The 23358-nt window shown below is 70.8% G+C and carries 19 protein-coding genes; 9 read left to right on the top strand and 10 right to left on the bottom strand.

The genetic code is table 11. The features are described 5' to 3' along the window. Positions 1 to 4 precede the first annotated feature (4 nt). Complete coding sequence (locus CS0771_RS09860) at positions 5 to 1660, bottom strand: VanW family protein (protein WP_244870713.1); 1656 nt, start codon at positions 1658 to 1660, stop codon at positions 5 to 7. A gap of 161 nt (positions 1661 to 1821) precedes the next feature. Between CS0771_RS09860 and CS0771_RS09855 the strand changes: the two genes are divergently transcribed. Further along, positions 1822 to 3189, top strand: coding sequence for a DUF2254 domain-containing protein (locus tag CS0771_RS09855; protein WP_212840708.1), 1368 nt, complete (start codon positions 1822 to 1824; stop codon positions 3187 to 3189). 159 nt (positions 3190 to 3348) lie between these two features. On the opposite strand, the gene CS0771_RS09850 is transcribed toward CS0771_RS09855, so the two are convergent. Beyond that, on the bottom strand, positions 3349 to 4641 hold the full coding sequence (locus tag CS0771_RS09850) for a hypothetical protein (protein WP_212840707.1): 1293 nt from the start codon (positions 4639 to 4641) through the stop codon (positions 3349 to 3351). 58 nt (positions 4642 to 4699) lie between these two features. Between CS0771_RS09850 and CS0771_RS09845 the strand changes: the two genes are divergently transcribed. Continuing rightward, on the top strand, positions 4700 to 5458 hold the full coding sequence (locus tag CS0771_RS09845; protein ID WP_212840706.1) for a hypothetical protein: 759 nt from the start codon (positions 4700 to 4702) through the stop codon (positions 5456 to 5458). Here CS0771_RS09845 and CS0771_RS09840 read toward each other — a convergent pair. Together CS0771_RS09840 and mshB are read right to left on the bottom strand one after the other, a co-directional pair. Further along, complete coding sequence (locus CS0771_RS09840) at positions 5455 to 5877, bottom strand: hypothetical protein (RefSeq protein ID WP_212840705.1); 423 nt, start codon at positions 5875 to 5877, stop codon at positions 5455 to 5457. The genes CS0771_RS09845 and CS0771_RS09840 overlap by 4 nt on opposite strands. Further along, positions 5874 to 6719: an N-acetyl-1-D-myo-inositol-2-amino-2-deoxy-alpha-D-glucopyranoside deacetylase gene (gene mshB, locus CS0771_RS09835; protein ID WP_212845742.1), complete on the bottom strand. Its 846-nt coding sequence runs from the start codon at positions 6717 to 6719 to the stop codon at positions 5874 to 5876. Before mshB ends, CS0771_RS09840 begins: the two co-directional genes overlap by 4 nt. Positions 6720 to 6802: 83 nt before the next feature. Here mshB and CS0771_RS09830 point away from each other — a divergent pair, with 83 nt between their 5' ends. Next, entirely contained in the window at positions 6803 to 8518 is a 1716-nt protein-coding gene (locus CS0771_RS09830; RefSeq protein ID WP_212840704.1) for a prolyl oligopeptidase family serine peptidase, read from the top strand. 220 nt (positions 8519 to 8738) lie between these two features. On the opposite strand, the gene CS0771_RS09825 is transcribed toward CS0771_RS09830, so the two are convergent. From CS0771_RS09825 to CS0771_RS09805, 5 genes are all read right to left on the bottom strand, one after another. Then, positions 8739 to 10478: an ABC transporter substrate-binding protein gene (locus tag CS0771_RS09825; RefSeq protein WP_212840703.1), complete on the bottom strand. Its 1740-nt coding sequence runs from the start codon at positions 10476 to 10478 to the stop codon at positions 8739 to 8741. Positions 10479 to 10577: 99 nt separating this feature from the next. Further along, positions 10578 to 11564 carry an ABC transporter permease gene (locus tag CS0771_RS09820; RefSeq protein WP_212840702.1) on the bottom strand — a complete coding sequence of 329 codons (987 nt, stop codon included), beginning with the start codon at positions 11562 to 11564 and terminating at the stop codon, positions 10578 to 10580. A gap of 10 nt (positions 11565 to 11574) precedes the next feature. Further along, a complete protein-coding gene (locus CS0771_RS09815; protein ID WP_244870712.1) occupies positions 11575 to 12576 on the bottom strand; it encodes an ABC transporter permease in 1002 nt (333 codons plus the stop codon). Continuing rightward, positions 12573 to 13637, bottom strand: a complete 1065-nt coding sequence (locus CS0771_RS09810; protein WP_212840701.1) for an ABC transporter ATP-binding protein — start codon at positions 13635 to 13637, stop codon at positions 12573 to 12575. The genes CS0771_RS09815 and CS0771_RS09810 overlap by 4 nt, the downstream gene beginning before the upstream one ends. Continuing rightward, positions 13634 to 14683 carry an ABC transporter ATP-binding protein gene (locus CS0771_RS09805; protein ID WP_212840700.1) on the bottom strand — a complete coding sequence of 350 codons (1050 nt, stop codon included), beginning with the start codon at positions 14681 to 14683 and terminating at the stop codon, positions 13634 to 13636. Before CS0771_RS09805 ends, CS0771_RS09810 begins: the two co-directional genes overlap by 4 nt. A 267-nt stretch (positions 14684 to 14950) precedes the next feature. On the opposite strand from CS0771_RS09805, the gene CS0771_RS09800 reads away from it, so the two are divergent. From CS0771_RS09800 to CS0771_RS09775, 6 genes are all read left to right on the top strand, one after another. Then, a complete protein-coding gene (locus tag CS0771_RS09800) occupies positions 14951 to 16387 on the top strand; it encodes a TldD/PmbA family protein (RefSeq protein WP_212840699.1) in 1437 nt (478 codons plus the stop codon). Next, entirely contained in the window at positions 16384 to 17703 is a 1320-nt protein-coding gene (locus tag CS0771_RS09795) for a TldD/PmbA family protein (protein WP_212840698.1), read from the top strand. The genes CS0771_RS09800 and CS0771_RS09795 overlap by 4 nt, the downstream gene beginning before the upstream one ends. 247 nt (positions 17704 to 17950) lie before the next feature. Then, positions 17951 to 18757 (top strand): hypothetical protein, encoded by an 807-nt coding sequence (locus tag CS0771_RS09790; protein WP_212840697.1) that lies wholly within the window; start codon positions 17951 to 17953, stop codon positions 18755 to 18757. 19 nt (positions 18758 to 18776) lie between these two features. Then, complete coding sequence (locus tag CS0771_RS09785; protein WP_212840696.1) at positions 18777 to 20663, top strand: fumarate reductase/succinate dehydrogenase flavoprotein subunit; 1887 nt, start codon at positions 18777 to 18779, stop codon at positions 20661 to 20663. Further along, the gene (locus CS0771_RS09780; RefSeq protein WP_212840695.1) at positions 20660 to 21655 is read left to right on the top strand and encodes a succinate dehydrogenase/fumarate reductase iron-sulfur subunit; all 996 of its coding nucleotides are present in this window, start codon (positions 20660 to 20662) and stop codon (positions 21653 to 21655) included. The genes CS0771_RS09785 and CS0771_RS09780 overlap by 4 nt, the downstream gene beginning before the upstream one ends. A gap of 214 nt (positions 21656 to 21869) precedes the next feature. Continuing rightward, positions 21870 to 22706, top strand: a complete 837-nt coding sequence (locus CS0771_RS09775; RefSeq protein ID WP_212840694.1) for a type IV toxin-antitoxin system AbiEi family antitoxin domain-containing protein — start codon at positions 21870 to 21872, stop codon at positions 22704 to 22706. A gap of 120 nt (positions 22707 to 22826) precedes the next feature. Here the strand turns inward: CS0771_RS09775 and CS0771_RS09770 are convergent, their stop codons facing one another. Next, a complete protein-coding gene (locus CS0771_RS09770) occupies positions 22827 to 23204 on the bottom strand; it encodes a (deoxy)nucleoside triphosphate pyrophosphohydrolase (RefSeq protein ID WP_212845740.1) in 378 nt (125 codons plus the stop codon). Between the last annotated feature and the right edge of the window lie 154 nt (positions 23205 to 23358).

The following is a 23358-nucleotide window of genomic DNA, read 5'->3' as shown; positions in this document are numbered from 1 at the left end:
CTCCTCAGGGCTTGGCAGTCTGGGGCGGCGTCTTCGCCTCGCACACGAACTGTGGCTCAGCGTCATACCGCCAGGTGAACTTCTCTCGCTTGATCTCTCTACCGTCCTTGCGGAAGATGCGCCAGGCGTCCTGAGTAAACCCTTGACTACCGTTAGTAGCAATGCAGGTGGGGCCGTCCTCCAGCACTGTTTTTGCCGGCTCGACGATGTCGCGCTTCGGGTCGTACTGGGTCGTGATGCTGTCGTAGACCTTCGTGGACCACATGCTCACGGTCACTGACTTATTGGTGTACGAGGTGTCGATGAGCACGCCGTACGGGCTGGTGTTGGTGAACTTCAGGTCCAGCGACGGGTACATGATCGTGGACTCGATGACCGCCGGGTACCGCGAGAAGTAGTACGAGTGCGGCTTGTGCTCGACGTCCTTCATGCCGGCGTAGTACGAGGCGTTGAAGATCGTGGTGGTGAACTGCGACGCGCCGCCGCCGACACCCGGGATCAGCTTGCCGTCCATGATGATCGGGGCGTCGTGGTAACCCTCGGCGTAGCCGCGCGGGCCGGTGTGCCCGTTCAGCGAGAACGTCTCGCCGGGCCGCACGATGGCGCCGTCGACCTCCTTGGCGATCTGCACGATGTTCTTGCTCCGCGGGCTCTCCAGCCCGCCGGTGAAGTACGTCGTGAAGCTGGAGATCTGCTCCTTGATGCCCAGCTCGGCCAGCTCGCCGGTGGTGGTGGCCGGCTGCACGTCCTTGATCACGGCGGGCACGGTCCGGACGCCGGTCTGCTTGAGCACCGGCAGCAGGTCGTTCGCCAGCTTCGCGGTGTCGACCAGGGTGCCGCCGGTGGAGGCGACCACGGTCGCGGTGGTGCCGTCGCCGCCGCCGATGCTGGCGTTGCGCGGCTGGGTCTCCACCTTGGCCAGCTCCGCGCCCATCGCCTTACGCAGCTTGGCCGCGTCGACCCGGGCGGACAGCCTGCCCTGCGCATCCGAGCTGATCACCAGGCTGGCCGCGACCGTCTTCGGCGACACGGTCAGGTTGCCGCGCGGCGTGGTCACGGTGACCGGAGCGGCCGTCGCCGGGCGGGCGACCTCGGCGATCATCCGATCCACGTCGGCCTGCGTGCCCGCCGGGGCCTTGTCCTTGAGCGGCACCTCGATCTCGCTCTCGCGCAGCCAGCCGTCGCGGACCGCCGCGGCCGCGCCGGCGCTGTCCAGCGCCTGACCCGCCTTGGGGTACACGGGCTTCGGGGTGGTGCCGTCGAACGTGACACCCGGCAGGGTCATCGCGGCGGCCGCCTTCTGCACGGCGGGCGCGAGCGCCGTGGCCAGGCGTGCCTCGTCCAGGGTGACGACAGGCGGCACCGCGCCGCCGCCGAACACCGTCGCGATCGGGTTGCGGGCGCGCGCCATGGCCGCGTCCACGGTCTTGTCCACGTCGATGTTGAGGCCGACGTCCTGCGGCTGCACGCTCGCGGTCTGCGAGCCCACGCGCACGGTGACCGGCGCACTGAGCTGGTCGGCCTTGGCGGCCAGGCCGGTACGCAGCGCGTCCTGCGCGCCGGCCCGGCTGCCGCCGATGGCGATGCCGAGCACCTCGGCGCCGCGCGGCACGTCGGCGCCGAACGCGTTGCCGGCGAACGCGCCGGACACGGTGAGCACGAGGACGGAAGCCAGACCCGCTATCAGCCAGCGTCGGTGGGGAACGGGGGCGACGGACAAGACGGCACCTCATCATCATTGGTGGGAGACGTACGGCGACCAAGGGTAGCGCGATACACGAAGCTCACCCACATTCGAGAAAATGGCGGCTTATGACCGAAATGAGCGATTCCGCGCACGACGCCGGGTCGGCCGAGCTCGAGCACGAGGTGGCCCCGCACCTGCGCCGCCTGCGCTCGCGCGCCCTGCGGGACCGCATGGCGGAGAGCCTGCTCTTCCTGCCGATGGTGATGCTGGTGCTGTCGATCGGGCTGAGCTACGCGCTCGGCGAGATCGACGAGCGGTTCATGACCAACCCCAGCAAGGTGATCACTTTCACACCTGACATCGCGGTGACCCTGCTCGGCACCATCGCCGGTGCGATGATCACCACCGCGGGCGTGGTCTTCTCCCTGCTCGTGGTGTCGCTCCAGCTGGCCAGCGGCCAGTTCTCACCCCGGGTGCTGCGCGGCTTCTGGCGTGACCGCCACGGGCAGGTGCTGGTCGGCCTGCTGCTGAGCACGTTCGCGTTCTGCGTCGTGGCGCTGTCGCGCATCGACACCGGCGCCGACCACGCCCCGCCGCTCACCGTCGGCCTGGCGCTGCTGCTCACCCTGCTGTCGGTCATCGCGATCGTGGTCTACCTGGACCGCATCAGCCGCCAGCAGTACGTCGGGCGGATCGTGCAGCGGGTGGCCCGGGAGACCCACGCCCTGATCCGCGAGCTGCCCTACGGCCCGCACATCGGCGTCAAGGTCGGCGACCCGGTCGAGCCACCGGACCTGACCGCGCTCGGCCGCCCGCTGGTGGTCACGGCGGTCGCCGACGGCTGGGTGCAGCAGCTCAGCCGGCGCGCCGTCGCCGCCGCCACGCCGCCCGGCACCGTGCTGCGCCTGGAGACCCGCGTCGGCGCGTACCTCACCGCGGGCACCTCGCTGGTGACCATCTGGCCCCCGCCGCCCGACCCGGCGGTCACCGCCCGGCTGATCGCCGAGGCCGTCATCGTGGGCCCGGCCCGCACCATGCAGCAGGACATCGACTTCGGCCTCCGGCAGCTCAACGACATCGGGCTGCGCGCCCTGTCGGCCGCGGTCAACGACCCGACCACCGCCGTCGAGGTCATCCTGCGCATCGGCTCGGTCATGCGCCCGCTGCTGCTGGCCGACTGCCCCGCCCAGTCCGTGCGCGACCCCGAGGGCCGGATCCTGCTCACCCCCTGCGACCTCGACCACGCCGAGTACGTCGGCCACGCCTTCAACCAGCTACGCCACTACGCCGCCGCGCACGTCGCCGTGGTCGTTCCGCTGGTGCGCACGCTGCGCATGCTGGCCGACGGCTGCCGCTCCGGCTACCACGGTGCGCTGACGCCCGACCGGGTACGCACCATCGAGGCGCTGGACCGCCAGCTCGCGCTCACCCTCGCGGGCGCCCGCGCGGCCGGACTGCTGCCCGAGGACCTCGCGCAGATCGAGGCCGCCGCCACCGCCTGATCCAGCCACGGTGCTGCCCGTCGAACGATCCGAGCCGACTGTGCCCTCCGCGCTCCACAACTTCTGTGTTGTACCTACAACTTGTGGGATGTAGCGCGCGGAGGTGGTGTGCCCCGGCGGGCGACGGTGCACATCCGCTGTGGCGATCGCCCCGCAGGCTCAGCGGCGACGGCGGCGGGCCGCCAGCAGCAGGCGCGCCCCGGACAGACCCAGGATGAAGATCACGACCGTGTTGCGGCCCGTCGTCACGGGGTCGTAGTCGTCGTATACCGGTTCCGGCAGATAGACCGCCGGTCGCCGGGCCGCGCTCGGCTGCGGCGCGGGCGGCTCCGGCGACGGCTCCGGCTCCGGGGAGGGGCTGGGTGGCTCCGGCGCCGGAGGCGGCGGCAACACCGGCACCACCAGCGGCGGCAACACCGGCGAAGGGCTCGGACTCGGCGAAGGGCTCGGGCTGGGCGGTGCTGACGGGCTCGGCAAAGGGCCGGGGCCGGCCGAAGGACTGGGGCTCGGCGAAGGGGAAGGACTCGGGCTCGGCGACGGACTGGGGCTGGGCGAGGGCGACAGGCTGGGCGAGGGACTGGGCGAAGGGCTCGGGCTCGGCGAGGGCGGTGGGCTCGGGGGCGGTGCCTGAACCCAGGCGGCGTCGGTCGCGTGCACCGGCTGAGACACCGACAGCTCGGTCGCGACGCCGGTGCCGACCATGACGCGGTACGCCCGCAGTGGCCGGTCCATGCCGTCGTTCACCGTGTACAGGACGTCCCCGGCCAGCGCAGCGGAACCGTACGAGCCGCCGCGCCGCGCCCCGCTCAGCGCCCGCGTGGACACCTGCCCGCTGCCGGGATCGACTTCGACCAGGCGCACGGAGCCACCCGTGCCGTCGACGCCGACGAGCACCTGCCGGACCGGGTCGTAGTCCCAGTCCCCCACGTCCACCGGCGCCGACAGGCGCACCTGCCGTACCACGTGCCGGAACGTCGGCGACGTGGGTCGCACGTCCACCCCGAGCAGCCGGTTGCCGGCGCGCAGCAGCAGCTCTCCCCCCGCGACGGCGCCCGCGTAGGCGGTGGCGGCGAACCCGCCGAGCACCGGCCCGTGGTCGACGACGTCACCCGCAGGACTGACCGCGACCAGATGCCCGCCCCCGCTCAACGGTGCCAACCGCAGCCGGGTGGCCACCCCGTAGAGCAGGCCCTGCGCCGCGTCGTACCCGATGGCGTTGACGGTGTGCTCGAGCCAGCGGTGGTGGAGCACCGCGCCGGTGTCGGGATCGAGCGTGACCAGGGCAGACGGCGCGTTCGGCACGACCGACCGCACCTGCAGCACGACGCCCGCCGCGGCGACGGCGGCGTGGGCGACGGGCCGGGCGTGCCAGACCACCGCGGGCGGGACGGCGACTGCGGCGGCCAGGAGCAGCCCGGCAACGAGGGGTCGATATCTGGACGTCGCACGCATAGCATCCTGTATAGCCCCAAACGTCACGTTTGGGCAGACTGGACTTCCGGGAGGCGCGATGCGCGCGTACGCGAGCGGCTTGTTGTGGTTTCTCGGGGTCTGCGGTCTCGCCGCGCTCGCGGTCGCGCTGATCCGCCGCTCCTGGCCGCCGGACCGCCGTGCCGACACCCACGACGTGCTCAGCGTGGTCTTCTCGATGACCGGCACGCTGTACGCCGTCGTCGCCGCGTTCGTGTTCATCGACGTGTGGCAGATCGGCAACGACGCGCGCGACGCCACATACCGCGAGGCGCAGGCGGTGCAGTCGGTGGCGTGGGCAGCCGACGCCGGGCCGCCGGAGGTGCGGGCGCGCGTCCAGACCGTCTCGCGCGCCTATCTTCAGGAGATCATCGACCGGGAGCTGCCGCGGCTGCGCGACGGACGGCCCGTCGGCGACCAGGGCTGGACCATGCTCAACGAGCTGCGTACGGTGTCCGCGCAGCTGCCGGTGTCCACTGACGAGGGTGAGTCGGCGGGGGCGGCGGTGCACGCCGTGATGCAGGCCCGGGAGGACCGGCTCGCCCTGGCGGACAAGCGGATCGGCGAGGTGACCTGGTTCGCGCTGCTGTTCGGGGCGCTGCTGGCGGGGATGCCGATCCTGTTCTTCCGGTTCGACCACATCGGAACGCAGCTCGCGATGACCAGCGCGGTGGCCGGGATGATCACGTTGCTGCTGTTCACCATCCACCAGATCGAGCGGCCGTTCACCAGCACCGAACGGGTTCCCGCGACGGCATACCAGAACGCGGCCGAGCGGCTCGACGCGCTGAGCCGCTAGCGGTGCGCCCCGTCGCCCAGCGGCTGCACGGCCGGCCGCCGGGCGGCGGGCGCGGTCGTCGCGCGGCCCGCCCGGTAGGCGGCGGGGCCGACGAAGCCGATGCCGCCGGCCGCCAGCACCAGCAGGCCGAGCCAGGTCGCGGCGATCTGGTCGCCCTCCTGGGTGCCGCCCACCGCGAACACCATCACCAGGAACCACGGCACCGCGGCCAGCCACCAGCCCCAGACCGTGCCGGTCACGGTGCGCGCGAACCAGCCCAGCAGCAGGCTGACGCCGAACGCCAGCGGCGGCAGCCACAGCGCGGGCCAGCCGCCGATCCGGTACGGCGTGTACACGGCCTCCAGCAGCGCGGTCATGCCCCCGAGGAAGACCGCGAGCAGCGCCCCGATCCCGCGCAATGCGAGATCCAGCAGCTTCACTCCGGCAGTCCGGCGAACAGATCCGTCTCCCAGCCGTACGGGCCGTCGCCGCGCCCGCGCTCGCCCACCGCGAGCGTGTAGTGCTCGACGCCCATGAACTCCTGGCCGAAGTTGCCGGCGATGGAGTAGAGCCAGGACGTGTCCGGGATCTGGGTGGCGTGTGCCCTCAGCGCCGCGACCTTGGCGTCGTGGAAGTCGGAGCCGTCGATGCAGGCGGCGACCTCGTCGTCCGGCGTGCCGAACGGGAACTCGGACACGTCGGTGACCGCCGCGAACGGGTTGTCCGTCGAGTCGCGCAGCGCCTCGACGCCCGCCTTGAGCACGCTCAGCGGCATCGCGGTCCAGTAGATCTTGGCGGGGCCGAAGCCGCGCTCGGCGGCCAGCTCCGACGCGCGCATGGCGACCCGGTGCGCCTGGATGTGGTCCGGGTGGCCGTAGAAGCCGTTCGGGTCGTACGTGACGACGACCTGCGGGCGCACCTCGTCCATGATCTTGAGCAGGTGGTCGGCGGCCTCGTCGAGGTCCGCGCCCCAGAACGCGCGCTTGTGCTCGTTGGCCGGGGTGCCCATCATGCCCGAGTCGCGGTAGCGGCCCGCGCCGCCGAGCATCCGGTGGTCGATCGGGCCGAGCGCCGCCAGCGCCTGCCGCAGCTCGGTGAGCCGGTAGCCGCCGAGCTGGTCGGCCTGCGCCGCCTCCAGCTGGGCCAGGTCCGGCACGTGGATCTCGCCCTCCTCGCCCAGGGTGCAGGTCACCAGGGTGACGTGCGCGCCCGTCGCGGCGTAGTGGGCCATGGTCGCGCCGGTGCCGATCGACTCGTCGTCGGGATGCGCGTGCACGAACATAATGCTGCGAGCCACCCGGTCACTCTAGCCCGCATCAGGCAAACCGCCACGCGCCGACCTCCCGCGTCGATAGCATCGCGGCCATGGAGGCGCAGCAGCCTGACGGGCCGGGGCCTGGCCACCGCATCGCCGTCAGTGCTGACGGCCTTCGGGTGGGGCACCTGCACGATCGCGTACTCGACATCGACGAGCCGCTCGGCCACCGGTCCCGGACCGTGGCCGAGGACGTGGACGACTTCGCCCTGGACCGCACGGGCACCGTGGTGACCTGGACCTCGGCCGGCCGCCTGTTCCGGGCCGACACCGACGGCGTCACCGCCCTGACCACGCCCGGCCCGGTGCGCGCGGCGCGGCCCGATCCGACCGGGCGGCGCATCGCGTACCTGTACGAGGGCACGCTGCGGGTGGTGTCCGCCGACGGCGACGACCTGCTGGCCGGGGAGCCGGACGGGGTCCGCTGGGGCGAGACCGACCCCTACGCCGCGTACTTCGGCCGGGGTTCGGGCTGGTGGTGGTCCCCCGACGGGGAGAGCGTGCTGGCCACCCGGCGCAGCGGCGACCAGGTGTCACTGCACCTGCTCGACCTCGACGGCGGCTGGGTCGACGTGCACTGGGACCGCGAGATCTACCCGTACCTCGGCGCGGTGCGCTGGGCCGACGGCGGCCCCCTGATCACCGCGCTGCGCCGCTCGCAGGGGCACGGCCTGGTGCTGGCGGTCGACCGGCGCACCGGGGAGACCCAGGTGCACGCCGAGCTGGCCGACCCGCGCTGGGTCAACCCCATCGCCGGTACGCCGCGCCACCTCGCCGACGGCCGGGTGCTGGTCGGCGGCGAGATCTCCCACGACGGGTACGACGCGCGCTGCCTGTTCGCCGACGGCACCCTGCTCACCCCGCCCAACCTGTACGTCCGGCGCGTCGTGGGCCGCCTCGGCCCCGGCTCGGCCGGTGGCGAGCTGGGCGACCTGCTCATCGAGGCGAGCGAGGGCGAGCCCGCCGAGCAGCACCTGTTCCGCGTACGCAGCAGCACCAGCGGCGGCATGGTGGTGCACCGGCTCACCAGTGCCCCGGGCTGGCACAGCGCCGCCTGCGGCGGGGACACGGTGGTGACCGGGTTCCGCAGCCTGGACGACGAAGGCGTGCAGCTCACCGTGTGGCACGCCGGCAACATGGTCACCGAGCTGACCCCGCGCCGCCCGGTGCCCGCGACCACGAACCGCCCGACCCTGGACCGGGTCACCGACCGGCGGCTGCCGACGGCCGTGCTGTACCCGCCGGGACACGTCTTCGGCCGGCGGCTGCCGGTGCTGCTGTGCCTGCCGGACACGCCCACCGCGCAGCAGGTGCGCAACGATCACGAGGCGTTCACGCAGGCCCGGCACTGGGCCGAGGCCGGGTTCGCGGTGGTGCTGGTGGACGGGCGGGGCACGATCGGGGTGTCGCCGAGCTTCGAGAAGGTGACCCACCGCCGGGTCGCGGACCTGGCCGTCGCCGATCACGCCGAGGCGCTGCGGATCATCGCCGACAAGCACTCGGACCTGGACCTCACCCGCGTCACGGCGTACGGCAGCGGCTTCGGCGGCTGGCTGGCCGCGATGCTGGCGGCCCGCCGCCCGGACACGGTGCGCGCGGCGGTCGCGGTGGAGCCCTGGGACTGGTCGGCGCTCCCGCCCCCGCTGGCCGAGCGCTACCTGGGCCCGCGCGAGCTGGACAGCGAGATCTACGCCCGCCACACCCTGGACGACCTCCCACCCACCGTCGTCATCCAGGAAACCGCCCCCACCACCATCCCGTCCTGACTCCGGGACGGACACCGCCCACCCCGCCGGCCCCGCAGTTTCGGGGAAACTGCACCCACGGTCAGCAGGTCACGGTACGGCCGTAACGAAGGAGCCGGGCCCCTCGGAAGTTTCCGCGGGAGCCCGGCTCTGGCGATCTTGCGTGAAGTGTTGCCGTTATGCCCTTTTGGGGCGTGTCGTACCCACCGTCCGTGCAAGATCGCCGGGTGAGGGGGTCACCTCACTGCTTGACGAACGCGCGGGTGAAGGCGGGGTAGCCGAAGATGCTGTCGATGTAGAGACCGCCCACCTTGGTGCCGTGGATGTAGAAGGCGACGTCGGCGTAGAGGGGCACCGCCGGGGCGAGCTCCTTCATGATCCGCTCGTCGATCTTCGCCCACTCCTCGGCCTGCTTGGCCGGGTCGAGCGCCAGCACGCGGTCGAACTCCGCGTTGATCGCGTCGTTGTTGATGTAGGACGTGTTGGTGTTGCCCTCCGGCTTGATGCTGCGGCCGTCGAAGAGCACCGGCAGGATCGCCGCGCCGCTCGGCCAGTCCGCCGCCCAGGAGTCCAGGTACAGGTCCCAGTCGTTGTCCTTCTTCTTGGTCTCGTCCAGCTTGCTGTCCGAGGGGGTGGTGCGGACCGTGATCTTGAAGCCGGCCTTCTCCAGGTTGTTCTTCAGCTGGGTGCCGATCTCCTGGTCGCCCGAGCCGTCACTGATGACCAGCACCAGCTCCGGGGTCTTGCCAGCCAGCGTCGCCTTGGCCTTCTCGACGTCGCCGTTCTTGCCCGCCGGGTACACGTCGAACGACTTGAAGCCCAGGGTCGACGGCGGCATCAGGGTGGTCATCGGGGACGCGACGTAGTCGCCGCCCAGCGCCTTGATCAGGCCCTCGCGGTCGATCGCGTAGTTGAGCGCCTGGCGCACGGCCAGGTCGGTGACCCGCTGGGTGTTGATGGTGAGCCGGTTCGCGCTCGGCGTCGGCTCCAGCAGCGTGCGGCCCTTGAGCGCGCTGTCACCGGACACCTTCGCCACCCGGGAGGTGGCCACGCCGTTCCAGCCCAGCGTCGCGGCGTCGGCACCGTCGGCGATGATCCGGTCGGTCTGCGCGGTGGCGTCCGGGCCGAACTGCCAGACGAACTTGTCCGGGTACTGGTGGCGCACCGGGTCGGTGGCCGGGTCCCAGTGCTCGTTCTTCTCGAAGACCAGCTCGACACCGGCGGTGTTCTTGGTCAGCTTGTACGGCCCGGACGAGAACGGCGCGCCGTCCAGGTCGACACCGGTGTCCTTGGCCGGCGGCAGCGGCGCGGTCGACGGCAGCGACGCGGCGAACGGCAGGTCGCAGTGCGGCTTGGCGAACTCGAAGCGCAGCGTCTTGTCGTCCGGCGTGGTCAGGCCCGGCGGCAGCGACGTCTTGTTGGCCTTGAAGTCCCACTTGGTGTCGAACGCCGCGGTGTCGGCGAGCCACTCCTGGATGTAGGTGGGGCCGCCGGCGAGGTCGGGGTTGAACGAGCGGGCGATGCCGTACGCGATCTCCTTGGAGGTGATCGGGCTGCCGTCCTCGAACTTCACCCCACTCTTGATCTTGAATTCCCAGACCTTGCAGTCGTTGTTGACGTTCACGCCGGGGGTCTCGGCCAGGTCGCCGACCAGGGTGACCTTGCCCTTGCCGTCGTCCTTCCAGGTGGTCAGGAAGCGGGCGAAGAGCGGAGCGGTGTTGAGGCCCACGAAGTTGTAGATGCGCTGCGGGTCCAGGTGCGAGATCTTCGTCTCGCGCAGGATGGTGAGGGTGCCGCCCTTGACGGCCCCCGGGACCTCCGGCGCCGGGCCGAGCGAGTCCTTGGGGTCGGTGGCGATGACCCCGCTGGACTGCCGGTTGGGGTCGACACCCGAGCTGCCGCCGGTGTTCTCCGTGCAGGCGCTCAGGCCCACGACGAGCGCAAGCGCGCCGCCGGCGGCCAGTGCCGCTCTCGTTCTCATATCCACTCCAGTCACTCGTGCCAGATGTGAAGGAAACCTACAAATTATGTAGCAATGATCGACGGATTTCGCCATACCCCGTCGATCACAGGTTGGCCGCTAACTCAGCCGCACCCGCGGGTCGATGACCGCGTAGAGCAGATCGACCACGATGTTGGCGACGACGATGAAGACCGCGGAGATGAGCACGGTCGCCATGATCGTCGAGAGGTCGCCCAGCCGGACCGCCTCCACGGCGGTGCGGCCCAGGCCCTGGATGCCGAAGGTGGTCTCGGTGATCACCGTGCCGCCCAGCGCGCCGCCGACGTCGAGCCCGGCGATGGTCACGATCGGCGTGATCGCCGCGCGCAGCGCGTGCCGCCCGTACGCCCTCGACTTGGTCAGGCCCTTGGCCCGCGCGGTGCGCACGTAGTCCTCGGCCAGCGTCTCCAGCATCTGCGCGCGGGACAGCCGCGCGTAGACGGCGGAGAACAGGAAGGCCAGGGCCACCCACGCCAGCACCAGGCCGGCGGCCCAGTCCAGCGGGCTCTCCCACAGCGACACGTAGCGCGGCGGCGGCAGGATCTTCAGCGTGTACACGAACACGATCAGCAGGATGCCGCCCACGAAGTAGAGCTGCATCGAGGCGCCGACCAGCGAGAAGCCGATGGCCAGCCGGTCGAAGACGGTGCCGCGTTTCAGCGCCGACAGCATGCCCAGCCCGATGCCGAGCCCCAGCCACAGGATCGCGGCCGGGATGACGATGCTCAGCGTCACCGGGATGACCCGGGCGAAGATGTCGGTGACCTCCTCGCCGTTGGTGTACGAGTAGCCCAGGCACGGCGCGTCGCACCGCCCGCCCTGCGCGCTGCCCAGGTCGCGGCCCACGAAGATGCCCTTCATGTAGCCGGTGTACTGGTCGAGCAGCGGGTCGTTGAGGCCCAGCTCGTCGCGCATCCGGTCGAGCCGTTCGGCGTTGCAGTTCTTCTCGCACATGGTCGCGACCGCGTCGCGGGGCAGCATGAAGAACATGCCGAACGCGACCAGGCTGACGGCGAACAGGGTCAGCGCGCCGAGCAGCATCCGTTTGATCAGGAAACGCAGCATGCCCCGCCTCCTACCGCGAAGACTTGGGGTCGAGCGCGTCGCGCAGGCCGTCCCCGAAAAGGTTGAAGGTGAGCACCAGCAGGAAGATCACCGTGCCGGAGAGGATCAGATACATGGGATCGCCGTCGATGAACTCCAGGCTCTTGCTGATCATCACGCCGAAGTCGGGGGTGGGGTCGACGATGCCGATGCCCAGGAAGGACAGCGCCGCCTCGCCGGTGATGTAGCCCGGCACCGCCAGCGAGAAGGTGACCAGGATCGGCGCCCACAGGTTCGGCAGCAGCTGCCGGAACAGGATGTGCCCCAGCCCCGCGCCGCTGGCCCGCGCCGCCTCGACGAACTCGCGCTCGCGCAGCGAGACCACCTGCCCGCGGACCAGCCGGGCCGTGCCCGTCCAGCCGAAGAGGGCGAACAGCAGGATCATCACCACGATCCGGAACGGCACGTCGATGTCGTCCCGTGGGCCGTAGAAGCGCGCGGTCACCGTCGGCATCACGGCCAGCGCGAAGACGAGGAACGGCAGCGCCAGTGCGAAGTCGATGACCCAGCTGATCACCGCGTCGATCCAGCCGCCCAGGTAGCCCGCGACGATGCCGAGCACGATGCCCATCGCCGTGGTCAGCACGGCGGCCGAGGTCGCGATCAGCAGCGAGGTACGCAGGCCGTACACCAGGCGGATGAAGACGTCGCGGCCCAGCCGCGGCTCCAGGCCGAACCAGTGCTCGCCGGAGATGCCGCCGAGGTAGCCCAGCGGCAGGCTGTTGTTGGCGATCTTGTCCTGGAACTGCTCGTACGGCCCGATGCCGTAGAGCAGCTCGACCAGCGGCGCGGACACGCCCAGCACCACCAGGAACAGCATGATCCAGCCGCTGACCATCGCGGTGCGGTTGCGGCGCAGCCGCTCCCAGGCCAGCCGGCCGGGCGAGCGCCCGACCATGCCGCGCTCCGGCGCGACCGGCACCGCCGTGGCGTCCACGCCCGCCGGGTCGGTCTCGATCTGCGACAGACTCACTCGGTCACCTCCGAAACATGCGCCGCGGCCTGCGCCGGGATGGGCACCGACGCCACCTCCTCGGGGCTGAGCCTGCTGCTCGCCTCCGCAGGCTCCGGGAAGTGGCAGGCCACCGCCTGGGCGCTGCCGTCGCGGGCGATCAGGGTGGGCTCCTCGGTCGCGCAGACGTCCTGCGCCTTCCAGCAGCGGGTGCGGAAGCGGCAGCCCGACGGCGGGTTGAGCGGGGTCGGCACGTCGCCGGTGAGCCGGATCCGCTGCCGGGGCTCGCCGAACGCGGCCACGTCCGGCACCGCCGAGAGCAGGGCCTTGGTGTACGGGTGCCGCGGCCGCTCGTAGATGTCGGCGCGGTCGCCGACCTCGACGACCTTCCCCAGGTACATCACCGCGACCCGGCGGCTGAAGTGGCGCACCACGGCCAGGTCGTGCGCGATGAACACGAACGCCAGGTCCAGCTCCCGCTGCAGGTCGCGCAGCAGGTTGACGACCTGCGCCTGGATCGACACGTCCAGCGCGGACACCGGCTCGTCGGCGACGATCAGCTTCGGGCGCAGCGCGAGCGCGCGGGCGATGCCGATGCGCTGGCGCTGGCCGCCGGAGAACTCGTGCGGGAAGCGGTTGTAGTGCTCGGGGTTGAGCCCGACCAGCTCCAGCAGCTCCTGCACCCGGGCCTTGATCCCGCCGGGCGGCTTGATGCCGTTGACCTCCAGCGGCATCGCCACGATCTTGCCCACCGTGTGCCGCGGGTTCAGCGACGAGTACGGGTCCTGGAAGATGATCTGCAGGTCCTGACGCAGCGGGCGCATCGCCGAGCGGCCCAGCCGGGTGATGTCGCGGCCCTCGAACTCGATCGAGCCGGCCGTCGGGTCCAGCAACCGGACCAGCATCCGGCCGGTGGTGGTCTTGCCGCAGCCGGACTCGCCGACCAGGCCGAGCGTCTCGCCCGGGCGCACGTCCAGGTCGAGACCGTCGACGGCGCGCACCAGCGCCTTGCCGCCGGCCGCTCCCTGGCGCACGGCGAAGTGCTTGGTCAGCCCGCGCACCTTGAGCAGAGGTTCCGTCACTGTGCCACCCCCACGTGCGCGATCTCCTCGGTGTAGATCGAGGTCCGGCGGTCCTCGGGCAGGTGGCAGGCGACGCGGTGGCCGTCGGCCAGCACCGGCAGCAGCTGCGGCACGTCCGCCGCGCAGGGCTCGGGCTTCATCGCGTACGCGCAGCGCGGGTGGAAAGCGCAGCCGGCCGGCACGTTGATCAGGCTCGGCGGGTTGCCCTTGATCGGCTTGAGGTCGACGTCGGGATCGCCGTGCAGGCTCGGGATGCTGGCCAGCAGGCCCCAGGTGTACGGGTGCTGCGGGCCGCGCATCACCTGCGCCACGGTGCCGTGCTCGACGGCGCGGCCGCCGTACATGACCAGCACCTCGTCGGCGACCTGGCTCACCACGCCCAGGTCGTGCGTGATCAGGATGACCGCGGAGTGGAACTCGCGCTGCAGGTCGGCGAGCAGGTCGAGGATCTGCGCCTGCACCGTCACGTCCAGGGCGGTGGTCGGCTCGTCGGCGATGAGCAGCGCCGGGTCGTTCATCAACGCCATCGCGATCATGACGCGCTGCCGCATGCCGCCGGAGAACTCGTGCGGGTACTGGCTGAACCGCCGGTCGGGCTGCGGGATGCCGACCCGGCCGAGCATGTCGACGGCGCGCTTGCGGGCCTGCGCCTTGGACTCCCCGGGGTGGTGCGTGCGGTATGCCTCCACGAGCTGGCGGCCCACCGTGTAGAAGGGATGCAGGGCGGACAGCGGGTCCTGGAAGATCATCGCCACGTCGCGGCCGCGCAGCTTCTGCATCCGGTCGTCGGGCATCCCCACCAGCTGCCGGCCGCCGAGCGTGATGTCACCGGTGATCGTGGTCCGGGTCGGATCGTGCAGGCCCATCACCGCTAGACTGGTGACGCTCTTGCCCGAGCCGGATTCGCCGACGATGCCGAGCGTTCGCCCTCTGCCGAGGCCGAAGCTCACCCCGTCCACCGCGCGGACCTCGCCGTCCGCGGTGCTGAACCGCACCCGTAGGTCGTTGACCTGCAGATACGGCGGGTCCGCAGCATCGTGCGTCATTGCCGCTCCCGTCCCTGCCGATGAAGAAAACTTTCATACGCGTGCGCCAAAAGGTAACGGACCCCGGCGTGTCGGCAACAGACGCGGTACGTAACAACTGGCTAACGCCGCCCGGCCGATCGGACAGATTCCGCGGCTGAGCAGCCGAAAGAGTGTCGGCGACGGTTGCTCCGGCAGGCAAGTCGGACGATCAACGCGAGTGCCGCGAGCGGGGCGATCACGGCACGCGGGCGACGCGACGGGAGCCATCGGACTAGGGTGGCGATCATGAGCTTCTTCGACGTCGCGGAGGCGGCGGTGGCGGCGGCCCTGGACGCGGGCGCGCGCTACGCCGACGCGCGGGTGATGCACCGGCGCTACGAGTCCATGGACGCGCGCAACGGTGAGGTCGAGGACCTCAACTCGGACGAGTCCGCCGGGATCGGCGTACGCGCGCTGGTCGGTTCGAGCTGGGGTTTCTACGCCGTGCCGGACCTGTCGGACAGCGCCGCCCGGCTGGCCGGGGCCCGCGCCACGGCCATCGCCAAGGCCAGCGCCCGGGTCGCCGGGCCCGCCGCCGACCTGGTGCCGACCACGGTCAACCAGGCCACCTGGGCCAGCGAGTGCCGCGTCGACCCGCTCGCGGTGCCGCTGTCGGACAAGGGCGACCTGCTCACCCACGCCACCAAGACCATGGTCGAGCACGGCGCGGACCAGGCCACCGCGCTCTACCAGATCTGGGACACCCGCAAGTGGTTCGTGTCCAGCGAGGGTCACCGCATCGACCAGCACGTGCGCGAGTGCGGCGCGGGCATCCAGGCCACCTCGATCGGCGAGGGCGAGACGCAGGTGCGCTCCTACCCCGCCTCCCGCGGCCAGTACGGCACGCAGGGCTGGGAGCTGGTGCAGGGCCTCGACCTGCTGGCGCACGCGCCGCGGCTGGCCGAGGAGTCCCGCGCGCTGCTCACCGCGCCGCTGTGCCCGGCCGGCGAGACCACCCTGATCCTCGGCCCCGAGCAGCTGTTCCTGCAGATCCACGAGTCGGTCGGGCACGCCATCGAGCTGGACCGCATCCTCGGCTGGGAGGCCGCGTTCGCGGGCACCTCCTGGCTCGATCTGGCCCAGCTCGGCAGCCTGCGCTACGGCTCCGAGCTGATGAACGTCACCATCGACCCGACCCTGCCCGGCGCGCTGGGCAGCTTCGGCTTCGACGACGAGGGCACCCCGGCGCAGAAGCGCTACGCCGTGCAGGACGGCATCTGGGTCGGCGTGCTGGCCGGGCGTGACTCGGCGGCGCTGGCGGGGCTCGACTACGGCGGCAGCGTGCGGTCCGACGGCTGGGCCCGCCTGCCCATGGTGCGGATGACCAACGTGGGCCTGGAGCCCGGCCCGCACACGCTGGAGCAGATCATCGCCGAGACCGAGGACGGGGTGTTCATGGAGAACAACCGCTCCTGGTCCATCGACGACAAGCGGCTCAACTTCCAGTTCGGCTGCGAGATCGCGTACGAGGTGAAGAACGGGAGGCGGGGCCGCATGCTGCGCAACCCCACCTACACCGGCATCGGCCCGAAGTTCTGGCAGTCCATGGACATGCTCTCCCGCGAGATCGAGTACTGGGGCACTCCGAACTGCGGCAAGGGCCAGCCCGCCCAGTCCGGGCACACCGGCCACCCGTCGGCCCCGGCCCGCTTCCAGAACGTCCGCGTGGGGGTGCGCGCATGAGTGTGGACAAGATCGCCGACCAGGTGCTCGGCCTGGCGGTACGCGAGCTGCCCGGCGCCGAGATCGAGGTGAGCGTGGACGCGGTGCACCGGGCGCTGACCCGGTTCGCCAACTCGCGCATCCACCAGAACGTCACCGAGGACACGATGGGCGTGAAGCTGCGGGCGCACCTCGACGGCCGCACGATCTCCACGACGACCACGCTGACCGGCGCGGAGGGGCTCACCTCGCTGGTGTCGCGCACCGCGGCGGCGGTCCGCTCCGCGCCGCGCGACCCGGGCTGGCCGGGCCTGGCCCCGCCCACCCCGCTCGCGCTGGCCGGCGAGGTGGACGCGGCGACCCGGGACGCGTCCCCCGACGACCGCGCCGCGCGGGTGCGTGACTTCGTCGACGCGGCGGGCGGGCTGGAGACGGCAGGCTACTGCCAGACCGGCTACTGGACCGGCGCGTTCCGCAACTCGGCCGGCCAGGCGCTGACCGCCGCGGCGACCACCGCCGACATGGACGGCATCGCCCGCGACGCCGGGGCCGACGGCGTCGCCCGCCGCTCCGGCATCGCGCTGTCCGAGCTGGACGGGGCGGCACTCGGCGCGCGCGCCACCGCGAAGGCCCGCGGCCAGGCCGACCCGATCGAGCTGCCGCCCGGCCGGTACGAGGTGGTGCTCGAACCCGAGGCCGTGTCCGACCTGCTCACCAACTTCTCCTACTTCGGCTTCAACGCCAAGGCGTACCAGGAGCGCCGCTGCTTCGCCGAGCCCGGCACGCAGCAGTTCGACGAGGCGATCACGCTGTACGACGACCCGCGCGAGCCGTACGACGCCGAGGGCACCCCGCGCACCCGCCTGGCGCTGGTGGACAAGGGGGTGACCGCGGCGCTCGCGCAGGACCGGCGCACCGCCGCGACCGGTGGCGGCGCGTCCACCGGCCACGCCGGATCGTTCGGCCCGGCGTTCGGGCCGGTCCCGCAGAACCTGGGCTTCGCGCCCGGCTCGGCCACGGTGGCCGAGATGGTGTCGCGGGTGGCCCGCGGCCTGCTCATCACCGACCTCTGGTACACCCGGGTGCTCGACCCGCGCACGCTCGCGCTGACCGGCCTCACCCGCAACGGCGTCTGGCTGATCGAGGACGGCGAGGTCACCCGTCCGGTGCGCAACATGCGCTTCACCCAGCTCTACCCGGAGGCGCTCGCCCCCGGCGCGGTGCTAGCCGTGGGCACCGAGGCGGTGCCGCAACCGTCGCGAATGTTCCTCGGCGCCTGGGCCTCCCCGGCGCTCCACCTGGCCTCCTGGAACCTCACCGGCGGCGCGAGCGGCTGACGGGCGCCTTCTTGATCGTCTGACTTGCCTGGCAAATGGGCGTATCCGCGCTCGCAATTCGCCCGTTTGCCAGGCAAGACAGGTGATCAAGCGGGGGTCGGCGCGTGATCCGTGTCCGGGGACGGCTGGGTGGCGATGCCGTACGTCACAGTGTCCCCGGTCACATGATCGACATCTTTCGGCGTAACGTGTCCGTGATTGATCCACGCACGTGTTCCCCACTGGTAGCTCAGGGAGCGACGAAGAGATGACGACGACGGCAACGAGGCCGACCGGCGCGAAACCGCGCGCCGCGATCGACGCCAAGACGTTGCGCACAGACCGCTGGTGGCTGGCGCCGGTACTCACGGTCATCGGGCTCACCGCCTGGGTGGTGTACGCGACTGTCCGGGTGTTCATGCAGAAGTGGTACTGGATCGACGCCTACCACTACCTGACCCCGTTCTACTCCCCCTGTGTCTCCAAGGGCTGCTATCCGGCGGCAGCGGAGTTCGGACGGTTCATCCCGGACAACCCGCTCATCCCGTTCGCGGCCCTGTCCCTGCCGTTCCTGCTGCTCTTCCGGCTCACCTGCTACTACTACCGCAAGGCGTACTACCGGTCGTTCTGGCTGTCCCCGCCGGCCTGCGCCGTGCCCGACGGCCACGCGAAGTACTCCGGCGAGACCCGCTTCCCGCTGATCTTCCAGAACGCGCACCGCTACGCCTTCTACGCGGCGGCCCTGATCTCGCTCATCAACACCTGGGACGCCGTCCTGGCGATGCACTCGCCGACGGGCTTCGGGTTCGGCCTGGGCAACGTGATCCTGTGGATCAACGTGATCATGCTGTGGGCGTACACGATCTCGTGCCACTCCTGCCGCCACATCATCGGCGGTCGGCTCAAGCACTTCTCCAAGCACCCGGTGCGCTACCGGGCGTGGACCTTCGTGTCCAAGCTGAACGCGCGCCACATGGGCCTGGCCTGGATCACGCTGGCGACGCTGGCGATCACCGACTTCTACATCATGGGCCTGGCCGCCAACTGGTGGTCCGACCTGCGGTTCATCGGCTGAGCCGCGAGGGGTGACACAGATGGTCAACATTGAGAAGCACTGGTACGACGTCGTCGTGATCGGCGCCGGTGGCGCCGGCCTGCGGGCCGCGATCGAGGCCCGGCTGGCCGGCAAGAAGGTCGCCATCATCTCGAAGTCGCTGTTCGGCAAGGCGCACACGGTCATGGCCGAGGGCGGCGCGGCCGCCGCCATGGGCAACGTGAACTCGAACGACAACTGGATGGTCCACTTCCGCGACACCATGCGCGGCGGCAAGTTCCTGAACAACTACCGGATGGCCGAGCTGCACGCCAAGGAGGCACCGGACCGGATCTGGGAGCTGGAGACCTACGGCGCCCTGTTCGACCGGACCAAAGACGGCAAGATCTCGCAGCGCAACTTCGGCGGCCACGAGTACCCGCGCCTGGCCCACGTCGGCGACCGCACCGGCCTGGAGCTGATCCGCACCCTGCAGCAGAAGATCGTCTCGCTGCAGCAGGAGGACAAGGCCAAGTACGGCGACTACCAGGCCCGGCTGCGCGTCTTCGCCGAGTGCACCATCACCGAGCTGCTGCTCGACTCGTCCACCGGCGAGAAGCGCATCGCGGGCGCGTTCGGCTACCACCGCGAGTCCGGCGAGTTCGTCCTGTTCGAGGCGCCCGCGGTGGTGCTCGCGACGGGCGGCGTGGGCCGCTCGTACAAGGTCACCTCGAACTCGTGGGAGTACACCGGCGACGGTCACGCGCTGGCGCTGCGCGCCGGGGCGAAGCTGATCAACATGGAGTTCCTGCAGTTCCACCCGACCGGCATGGTGTGGCCGCCGTCGGTGCGGGGCATCCTGGTCACCGAGTCGGTGCGCGGCGACGGCGGCGTCCTCAAGAACACCGAGGGCAAGCGGTTCATGTTCGACTACGTCCCCGACGTCTTCCGCAAGCAGTACGCGGAGACGCCTGAGGAGGGCGACCGCTGGTACACCGACCCCGACAACAACCGGCGCCCCCCGGAGCTGCTGCCCCGCGACGAGGTGGCCCGCGCCATCAACTCCGAGGTCAAGGCCGGTCGCGGCACCAAGGCCGGCGGCGTCTACCTGGACATCGCCTCGCGCCGCCCCGCCGCGGAGATCCTCAAGAAGCTGCCCTCCATGTACCACCAGTTCAAGGAGCTGGCGGACGTGGACATCACCACGCAGCCGATGGAGGTCGGCCCGACCTGCCACTACGTCATGGGCGGCGTCGAGGTCGACCCGGACACCGCGGCCACGCCGGGCGTGCTCGGCCTCTACGCGGCCGGCGAGGTCTCCGGCGGCATGCACGGCTCCAACCGGCTCGGCGGCAACTCGCTGTCCGACCTGCTGGTCTTCGGCAAGCGCGCGGGCGAGTACGCCGCCGCGTACACCGACCAGCTCGGCAAGCGGCCCAAGGTCGACGACACCCAGGTCGCCGCGGCGGTCGAGGAGGCGCTCACCCCGCTGGCCCGCGACGGCGGCGAGAACCCGTACACGCTGCAGAGTGACCTGCAGGACGTGATGGGCACCCTGGTCGGCATCATCCGCCGCAAGGGCGAGCTGGAGGAGTCGCTGGCCCGGCTCGCCGAGCTGCGCGAGCGCATCCGCAAGGTCGGCGCGGCCGGCGGCCGCCGCTACAACCCGGGCTGGCACCTGGCCCTGGACCTGCGCAACATGCTCGTCGTCTCGGAGTGCACCGCGAAGGCGGCGCTGGAGCGCGAGGAGTCGCGCGGCGGTCACACCCGCGAGGACTTCCCGAAGATGAGCTCGAAGTGGCGCCAGGTCAACCTGATCTGCTCGCTCACCCCCGACGGCGACGTGGACCTGACCCACCAGCCGATCCCGACGATGACCCCCGACCTGCTCGCCCTGTTCGAGAAGTCCGAGCTGGCCAAGTACATGACGGAAGAGGAGCTGTCGTGACCCTGCGTCAATTCAAGGTCTGGCGGGGCGACGCGTCCGGCGGTCAGCTCAACGACTACCAGGTCGAGGTCAACGAGGGTGAGGTCGTGCTCGACATCATCCACCGGCTGCAGGCCACCCAGGAACCCGACCTGGCCTGCCGCTGGAACTGCAAGGCGGGCAAGTGCGGCTCCTGCTCGATGGAGATCAACGGTATGCCCCGGCTCGGGTGCATGACCCGGATGTCGACCTTCGAGGAGAACGAGACCATCACGGTCACCCCGCTGCGCACCTTCCCGGTCATCCGCGACCTGGTCACCGACGTGTCCTTCAACTACCAGAAGGCCGTCGAGATGCCGGCGTTCGCGCCCCCGGCCGGCGTCGAGCCGGGCGAGTACCGGATGCAGCAGGTCGACGTCGACCGCTCGCAGGAGTTCCGCAAGTGCATCGAGTGCTTCCTGTGCCAGAACACCTGCCACGTGGTCCGCGACCACGAGGAGAACAAGCCGCCCTTCTCCGGCCCGCGCCTGTTCATCCGCGCCGCCGAGCTGGACATGCACCCGCTCGACGCCCGGCCCGACCGCAAGGAGATCGCGCAGCAGTCCCAGGGCCTCGGCTACTGCAACATCACCAAGTGCTGCACCGAGGTCTGCCCCGAGCACATCAAGATCACCGACAACGCCATCATCCCCATGAAGGAACGGGTCGTGGATCGCCGCTATGATCCGCTCGTGGTATTCGGACGCAAGATTCTCCGCCGTGACCAGCTGGCCACCACCGTGCCGGCCGGCCCGACCGTGCACGCCGGCCCCGTCACCGTGGCCGACGACAAGGCCCCCGTCGACTTCGGCCGCGAGACCCGCGCCCCCCAGGGCCCCGAGGTCAACGACCAGGGACACGTGAACCTCAACGAAATGCTCTCCGACCGCTCCGCGGCGTCGAGCCCCTTCGGCGACAACATCACCTTCCCCGTAGACCCCAAATCCCTCAACTACTACCACCCCGACCGCTGACCCCTTCGTTGCGCCGATCTTGCGCGAACTGTGGGTACGACACGCACAAAGCGGTCATATCCCTAACACTTCGCGCAAGATCAATGCGATCTTGAACCAAGCCCATAGCACAGGGGCGGCTTGATCAGGGGGTTGTACACAACGGTGGGGTTGTCCACAGGAGAGGGTGCGGTGCGGGTGGAGCTTGGCTCCATCGGCCCGCACCCTCTCCTTCATGTCTGTTCCCGCCACGTTCCGGCAGCTCAGCGCTGAGGGCATCTCGGTTCAGAACCTGAGGACGGCGCACCACCGTGGGCACCTGCGCCGACCCTGGCGCGGCGTCTACGCGCTCGACACCGACGAGATCAGCCGGGTGCAGGCGCTGTTCGCGCTGCTGCCGGCAGAGGCCAGGCTGTCCGGGCCCACCGCCGCGACCTGGTACGGCTTCGGCGTGTCACCCTCCCCGCTGATCCACGTCACGATCCCGCATGGGTACGCCCACCCGAGGCTGACCGGCGTCCGAGCGGGCGAGTCCGTGCTCCCGCTCCCGGAGCCGAGCTGGCTGCACGGCGTCCCGCTGCTGCCGCCCGAGCGTGTCGCCGTGACCCTGGCCCGCACGGTCCGCCGCATCGACGCCCTGCCCATCCTCGACGCCGCGCTGCGCGCCGACGCGGTCACTCCCGACCTGCTGGCGGCGGAACTCGTCACCCACGGCGGCCTGCGCGGCGTGTGCCAGGCCCGCGAACTGGTGCCCCTGGCCGACGGCCGCGCCGAGTGCCGCCAGGAGAGCCAGCTCAGGCTGGTCATCGTCGACGGCGGCCTGCCGCGTCCCGAGCCACAGTTCGAGGTCGGCCGCTTCCGCCTCGACCTCGGCTACGAGGAACTCAAGGTCGGCGTCGAGTACGACGGCCAGACCCACCTGACTCACGACCGCATGCGCCATGACCGGTTCCGCGGCAACTGGCTGGCCGCCCAGGGTTGGCGCATGCGCCACTTCACCGACCGCGACCTCTACGCCCACCCCCACCGCATCATCACGACGCTCCGCCCACTCCTCAGCCCATGGCACTGACCGAAGATCACATCGATCTTGCGCGAAGTGTTAGGGATATGCCCGTTTCGCGCGTGTCGCACCCACAACCCACGCAAGATCGGCGCGGGAGAGGGGTGGGGTGGGGGTGGGGTGGGTGGGTCAGGGGAGGAATTTGGGGAGGGCGGCGACTATGGGGGCGTCGGCGGGGAGCCAGGGGACGGTGTGGAGTTCGTCGGCGGACAGCCAGCGGAGCTGGGCGTGTTCGATGAGCTGCGGGACGCCTTTGAGCAGGGTGGCGGTGTAGACCTTGAGGACGGCGCGGCCGTGGCCGAGGAGGACGTCGTCGCCTACGCGCTCGCCCACCTCGACGAGGACGCCCAGCTCCTCCTCGCACTCGCGGACCAGCGCGTCGTGCTCGGTCTCACCCGGCTCCACCTTTCCGCCAGGAAACTCCCACCGACCGGCCACCTCGGCCGGTTCGGAACGCTCACAGGCCAGCACGCGCCCGTCGGAGATGATGGCAGCACCGACGATGATTCGGATCTCGGAGGAGAAGTTAGGCACGGCGGACAGCGTGCCAGACAAACGGCCGTCATGGTGAACACGGTGTCACCGGACGAGTCCGCGCTGCACACACCGTCCCGTGAAGTGCAGGAAGTCGGTTTTGTGCGCGTGGACACGCGCCGAGATT

Source organism: Catellatospora sp. IY07-71, assembly GCF_018326265.1.
Lineage (GTDB): Bacteria > Actinomycetota > Actinomycetes > Mycobacteriales > Micromonosporaceae > Catellatospora.
Note: the sequence above shows the minus strand (reverse complement) of the source record. Positions and strands in the feature narration are given on the sequence as shown.

What these genes read in the sequence shown, in the direction of transcription:
- CS0771_RS09855 (WP_212840708.1), top strand. Translation starts at nt 1,822, where the DNA reads ATGAGCGATTCCGCGCACGACGCCGGGTCGGCCGAGCTCGAGCACGAG.
- CS0771_RS09850 (WP_212840707.1), bottom strand. Translation starts at nt 4,641, where the DNA reads ATGCGTGCGACGTCCAGATATCGACCCCTCGTTGCCGGGCTGCTCCTG.
- CS0771_RS09845 (WP_212840706.1), top strand. Translation starts at nt 4,700, where the DNA reads ATGCGCGCGTACGCGAGCGGCTTGTTGTGGTTTCTCGGGGTCTGCGGT.
- mshB (WP_212845742.1), bottom strand. Translation starts at nt 6,719, where the DNA reads ATGTTCGTGCACGCGCATCCCGACGACGAGTCGATCGGCACCGGCGCG.
- CS0771_RS09830 (WP_212840704.1), top strand. Translation starts at nt 6,803, where the DNA reads ATGGAGGCGCAGCAGCCTGACGGGCCGGGGCCTGGCCACCGCATCGCC.
- CS0771_RS09825 (WP_212840703.1), bottom strand. Translation starts at nt 10,478, where the DNA reads ATGAGAACGAGAGCGGCACTGGCCGCCGGCGGCGCGCTTGCGCTCGTC.
- CS0771_RS09820 (WP_212840702.1), bottom strand. Translation starts at nt 11,564, where the DNA reads ATGCTGCGTTTCCTGATCAAACGGATGCTGCTCGGCGCGCTGACCCTG.
- CS0771_RS09805 (WP_212840700.1), bottom strand. Translation starts at nt 14,683, where the DNA reads ATGACGCACGATGCTGCGGACCCGCCGTATCTGCAGGTCAACGACCTA.
- CS0771_RS09800 (WP_212840699.1), top strand. Translation starts at nt 14,951, where the DNA reads ATGAGCTTCTTCGACGTCGCGGAGGCGGCGGTGGCGGCGGCCCTGGAC.
- CS0771_RS09795 (WP_212840698.1), top strand. Translation starts at nt 16,384, where the DNA reads ATGAGTGTGGACAAGATCGCCGACCAGGTGCTCGGCCTGGCGGTACGC.
- CS0771_RS09790 (WP_212840697.1), top strand. Translation starts at nt 17,951, where the DNA reads ATGACGACGACGGCAACGAGGCCGACCGGCGCGAAACCGCGCGCCGCG.
- CS0771_RS09785 (WP_212840696.1), top strand. Translation starts at nt 18,777, where the DNA reads ATGGTCAACATTGAGAAGCACTGGTACGACGTCGTCGTGATCGGCGCC.
- CS0771_RS09775 (WP_212840694.1), top strand. Translation starts at nt 21,870, where the DNA reads ATGTCTGTTCCCGCCACGTTCCGGCAGCTCAGCGCTGAGGGCATCTCG.